Source organism: Sphingobacterium sp. UBA1897, assembly GCF_002337775.1.
GTDB lineage: Bacteria > Bacteroidota > Bacteroidia > Sphingobacteriales > Sphingobacteriaceae > Sphingobacterium > Sphingobacterium siyangense.
Map to the genome: position 1 here is coordinate 1 of NZ_DDGR01000041.1, position 5,640 is coordinate 5,640.

Consider the following 5,640-nt stretch of genomic DNA (forward strand, 5'->3'; position numbering starts at 1 on the left):
GTTGCTGGGGGCTATCTTTAGAGGCGGACTGGGCAAATGTATCAATCGAAGCAAAAAGACAACATGCTCCCACCAGAAGACCATATGTTGCTTTGGAAAATTGGCGGATCGCTCTCGAGTACCCGCTTGGTTTGGTGTATTGTATCATAATTTCTTTTGTTGATATGATACAAGAGTAAGTCTTTTTGATAGGCTAACCGTCCGAATGGATGCAATCGAACAAACTTCATTGTGCCGAGTTAGTTTGATTGTTTACTATTGACTTTCATATATTCTGTCGGCGTAATGCCTGTTGCTTTTTTGAAGCTGGCATAAAAGGTTGTTCTTGAATTGAAACCTGCCCTTATTGCGATTCCAAACATATCAAGTAGCTTGGCCTCTTCGGATAATAAAAGTTGTTTCGCTTCCTCCGTGCGAAGCTCGTTGATAAACTGGTAAAAATTTTTCTGCAGTCCATTGTTTATGATGTAGGACAGATCGTGCGGATTGATTCCGATATGCTCCGCGAGGGATGATAGTGTTAAACCCGGGTCGAGATATAGCTTTTCAGCTGTAGTTTTCTGTAATAGTTTTTCTTTTAATGTGTCTACCTGTTGTGCTGTAAGCCGATCCTCGGCTTTAACCTTTTTATGCTGCGCTTCGTTGATGAGGTTTTTTGTAGACTCAATTGTGTAAATTGACCGTTGTGTTAGCGTTGCGTACCCAAGTGCCACTGTGCCCATAAAATATAAAATTGGGGCGACAGCACTAAAAACTAAATGAACCATAGCGAGTAGACGGACAACAATCATCAATAACAGCGCAATCAATAGGTACTTTAACCAGGCCATGTTTATCTTTTCCGTATAGGAAGATAGCTGGCGAATGTTTTTCTGGTGTATTTTAAAGAGGTTATAACAGGCAATCCAATAAAAGATACATTGTGCAAAAAAGAAATATTTGATAGCAAAGATGATCCATTGCGGTAATTGAGGCGGATGGATGTGTCTATTAAAAAGTCCGGGTATTAAATAGATGATGGAGAAGAAAACGAAAGCGAGGAATGGAAAAAAATGTAGTCCCCAATACCGAATTTTTGCTGTTGGTTTGACCATGTAGTGAACGGCCAGGTAGAAGCAGGGGAGTGTAGCCCATCGCGGGAGTTCCAGCGTATGGATCAATCCATTGCTCTCGATATGAAAACCTTCAAGAAAAAGCTGGGTAAATAAGCATGCCATCAAATAATACCAAGTCCCAAGCCACCGGTCTGCGTGGGAACAACTGTGGTTGACACCCATAACGATTAAGGTGCCGAGCAACAGAAATGCACCCGCTGAAAAAGCATGAAAGGTATAGAGTATATTGATCATGGGCCGTAGCAAGTTATCATTGTAACGTGAATTTAAACATAATTGATCAAATGGTGCTACATCATCCATATAAGTACCCCGATCCAACCATTTACGGATAGCGGGGCGACGAGTAAGCTTTTTTTTACAAATTAGCAATGATCTTTACTGGTCTTGTCCGTGTCCATCCAAACGGATAAATCTGTTAGGGTTCCATGCGATACAATATCAAACTGCTGTCGAATGAGATTACTGATATAGGTTGCTTTTTCGTTTTTCGGTTTATGCTTCGATCGCTTAAGCGGAGATAGTGATTTTATCAATGACAGCACAGTTCTCGATTATAGCTTATTGTTTCCATTTCACTTTTCCCTTATCGTCCAACATTTCGATAGAAGGGTTACCCAGACTGTCCACCTTTAAAATAATTCTCGGTATCTCATTGTTATCTTTCATCACCAAAGAAGCGTTCCCATTCTCTGTTAGTAGGTTTATCCGGTTAATATTATGCCCCGGCTTACCGGATAGATCTTTATCATTAATCAATAGACCAGCCCTGAAATAATTGTCGTGTTTATTATCCTGTGCCAGGATACCAATGGCATCGGCATTCTGATAATCAAATGCAAGTGCATTCAGGTTAGTCTCTTCATTATCGGTAATTGCCAAACCGCCTCTTTCGTCTCCATTTTTATCATAGAAAATCAGGCCCGCGGGAGCGTAAGCCCTTTTATATGTTTTCCCTTTGATAATAGGTTGCGGAATGTTATCTGTGTTTGCAATAACGACACGATTATTTCCAGATCTGTCCTTGATATCTATTCTTTCCGCGCTTAAACTGTGCTTGTTGTTCAGAAAAAAGTAGACCACACAAGCCATCAGTACGATATTGGAAAGAATAAGTGCGGTTAGAAATATTTTTAGTGTTTTGGAAATTGTTTGCATAATTTAATTTCAATTGTTAATTATTACGGTCTCCTATTCCAAACTTCAATTAATAGTACGATGCGTTCTATTTCAAAGAGTTTAATAGTATCCTTTATTATTGTTTGATAATAAGCAAAAATAAAGTGTGATTTCGAAAACGCACTCTACATAGGTTGAGCGTAATGATTTTTTTATTTGGTTAGCCCTTTACGTATTCGGCTCAACTGTGTTGGGGTAATGCTCAGGTGCGAAGCAATATATTGTAGTGGAATTCTGCTGTCAATTCCCGGATGTGCCGCCAGCAATTTGAGATATCTTGTGGTTGCACTTTCGGTCAGTAAAGAAATTTCTCTTTCTTCATTAATGACGATCCATTTTTTCTCCAAATAGGCAATGTAAAGGTTTTTTAGTTCATCATTTTGATTGATAGCTGCTCTTGTTTGATGATAAGGCATACATACCACAGTAGTGTTTTCAATAGCTTGCAGTTTAAAATCGTTGGGCGTTTTTATGATTGCCGAAAATCTTGTGCTCGCAAAATCCCTCTCCAAATAAATCCATTTATTCCAGATAGCTCCTTTTTCATCAATAAAATAAGAGTTTAAGGCTCCTTTACAGACAAAGAAAATGTCATTGGCGACACGCCCTTCCCTAAGTAAAACTTCATTTTTCTTAAACTGCTGAACGTAGGCCGTTTCAGCCAATAAATCAAATGCCTTATCCGAAATGGGATATACGCTTGTAACAGCTGTTTTAAAGTCAGCAAGATATTTTTCTGTTTCTGTCATTTGCTTTAGCGGGGCTATATTCGAATAAATATAACGTATATTTTAAATAGCTAAAATTGATTTTTCTTCTTCTTTGGATATTTCGATATCAATGACCACTAGATATATATGATAGATTTTATCTTGGTATTATTGTGCCTGAATTTGTAGCGGCAATAATAGTCGTCTGTATTTATTGTTCTGTTTCGTTTTTGAAACCGAAGCGTTATCCCAGTAGCTGCGGTGAGAATAATCTCTACCGATTCCGTATCGAGATCCCTGGCCGACCTCAACGAATAAAATTTCCAGATAAGTCCAAATCTGAGAATAAGTTATAAGTGTCGAAATAAAGGAACTATTTTGGCCACTTCATAAGTGGCTCCTTTGTAGGGGCTTATTGTTTTTTTGTCAATTTTTACCATCAACTCTCATCCTTTGCAGCATTTTCTTCGGCAAGCTTTCCTTTAAGTTATAGGACACCAGCTATCCCGATCACCCTTTGACTTTCTGATCCTGGCATAAAAATTTTTACGATCTTTAAAGAACCAATACGTCGCTATTATGATAAATATATTATTAAAAACGGTCACAGATGCAATAGACATTAATCAAGCAGATAGGGACCTGATTTCAAAACTTTTTAGGGAAAAGAAATACAGGAAGGGTGAATATTTTTTGCGTGAAGGGGACGTTTGCCGTTATGTTGGTTTTATTATCAGCGGTGTTATGCAGTATTATATCAACAATGATGGGGAGGAGAAAACATATGGATTTGGTAAAGAAATGGATTTTGTCTGCAATAACGAAAGTTTTATTCCCCAAAAGCCATCTAGGCAGATTATTCAAGCTCTTGAAGATTGTACACTATTGGTAATTTCTTATAATGATCTTCAAGTGTTTTATTCTGAGATCAAGAATGGCGAACGTTTCGGCAGGTTAGTGATAGAGCAGGTTTTTGTTCAGACCCTTCAAGGGCTTAATTCTTTTTATACTGATTCTCCCGAAATTCGTTATGAGAAATTTATAAAAGAATACCCTGAGCTAGTACAAAGAATTCCTCAATATTATATTGCTTCGTACGTCGGGGTGAAACCACAATCGTTAAGCCGTATCCGGAGCCGAAATACGAGGAGGGACTGAGTTATTAACTTAGGTGCATGAATAGTGAAATCGGTCCAGATAACTTTGTTGTCAATAAAATTATATATTATGGCAACAAGAATATGTTACATCATTTCATTTTTGACCGGAATAGGTTTACTATTTATAGGTCTAAGATTTTTGTTTTCACCGCTTAACGCTGAATTCGATTACGGTATCTCTACTAATACACATGCTGATTATTCCTTTCACTACATCAAAGGAATTCGCGATCTATTTTCTGGTATTCTTCTGGTGCTTTTAGTATTGGCAAATGAAAGGAAAGCACTGGCCATAGCGTTGCTAGCAGCGACCGTCGTGCCCTTAGGCGATTTCATGATTGTAATGGGCAAAAATGGCAGCGACTGGCAGCATGGCATAGCTCATATGATAGCTGTATTGATCTGCATTATAGTGGGGCCGGTGCTTTTAATGCAAAAAAAGAGAACCGACAATCCTTATAATCAAGTATCTTTTGATCTTATTCAGTCTGCGGCCAATGGTGGTTCTACTATAAGTGAATGTGATCTACTCCCCGGAGCAAAAACGCCATGGCATTATCATACACTATTTTCTGAAAGGTTTGAAGTCCTTGAAGGTGAATTGGAAGTGGGTAGAAGCGGTAAACGTTACCAACTCAAGTCGGGGGATAAGATCTTCATATCGGCTAATGAAACACATCTTTTTAATAATAGATCTAAAGGTGTGTGCCGGTTACGGACAACCATCGATCCAGGAAATATTGAATTTGAGAAGGCCGCACTGATTCTATTGGGGCTGGCAAAGGATGGTCTTACGGACGGGAACGGAATTCCAAAGAATTTTTCAGACCTGGCTCTGTTCATTTACCTGAATAACTCCAAGATGACAGGAGTAATGAAAATTGTAGAACCTCTTCTGAGTATTGTTGCGAAAATTGCAATAAAAAGCGGACGATTGAAAATTCTTGAGGAAGCCTATTGTAAGACAACTGGTCTACAAGGCTATGGTGATCTGAAATGATGAAGCTGGCCACCAGCGTTATCGAGGTCGTAAATTTTAGGTCATATATCATAGTTAGCGTATGTATATAAGTCGATTCTAAATGAAGAATCGACTTTTTTTGATATTTCGCACGCCATTTTTTTGAATTTCTCCCGGGGAAATTCAACGTTTTATTTCAAAATTACTTTCCTTAGACGCTTCTGATGCTCATCACCCCAATTTCCTAGTGCAGAAATTACAGGGATTAAAGTCTTCCCAAATTCTGTAAGACTGTATTCCACTTTAGGTGGTACAACAGGGTAAATAACTTTTGCAACCAATTCGTGCTCTTCAAGTTCTTTTAGCTGAACATTTAGAACTCTTCGTGAAGCATCCGGTATTTTGCGCTGGAGTTCGCTTGGGCGTTTGTACCCTTCATTGATAAACCACAATAATCTTATTTTCCATTTACCATAGAGAACTTCACCAATCAGGTCTAAACCACAGTTGAGACT

General features: G+C 38.5%; 6 protein-coding genes. 2 read left to right on the plus strand and 4 right to left on the minus strand.

What is annotated here, in order from left to right; genetic code table 11:
* Window positions 1-239: 239 nt before the first annotated feature.
* The 3 genes from B4N43_RS25395 to B4N43_RS25405 form a co-directional block, all read right to left on the minus strand.
* The gene (locus B4N43_RS25395; RefSeq protein ID WP_286737023.1) at window positions 240-1,487 is read right to left on the minus strand and encodes a helix-turn-helix domain-containing protein; all 1,248 of its coding nucleotides are present in this window, start codon (window positions 1,485-1,487) and stop codon (window positions 240-242) included.
* A gap of 189 nt (window positions 1,488-1,676) precedes the next feature.
* On the minus strand, window positions 1,677-2,273 hold the full coding sequence (locus B4N43_RS25400; protein ID WP_070565714.1) for a hypothetical protein: 597 nt from the start codon (window positions 2,271-2,273) through the stop codon (window positions 1,677-1,679).
* 173 nt (window positions 2,274-2,446) lie between these two features.
* On the minus strand, window positions 2,447-3,043 hold the full coding sequence (locus B4N43_RS25405) for a Crp/Fnr family transcriptional regulator (RefSeq protein WP_115049191.1): 597 nt from the start codon (window positions 3,041-3,043) through the stop codon (window positions 2,447-2,449).
* A gap of 540 nt (window positions 3,044-3,583) precedes the next feature.
* Here B4N43_RS25405 and B4N43_RS25410 point away from each other — a divergent pair.
* Together B4N43_RS25410 and B4N43_RS25415 are read left to right on the plus strand one after the other, a co-directional pair.
* A complete protein-coding gene (locus tag B4N43_RS25410) occupies window positions 3,584-4,162 on the plus strand; it encodes a Crp/Fnr family transcriptional regulator (RefSeq protein WP_075993096.1) in 579 nt (192 codons plus the stop codon).
* Between the two features lie 69 nt (window positions 4,163-4,231).
* Complete coding sequence (locus B4N43_RS25415) at window positions 4,232-5,164, plus strand: DUF4267 domain-containing protein (protein ID WP_075993095.1); 933 nt, start codon at window positions 4,232-4,234, stop codon at window positions 5,162-5,164.
* A gap of 152 nt (window positions 5,165-5,316) precedes the next feature.
* Here B4N43_RS25415 and B4N43_RS25420 read toward each other — a convergent pair.
* A partial coding sequence (locus B4N43_RS25420) for a winged helix-turn-helix transcriptional regulator (RefSeq protein ID WP_286737026.1) occupies window positions 5,317-5,640 on the minus strand: 324 nt, incomplete at its 5' end.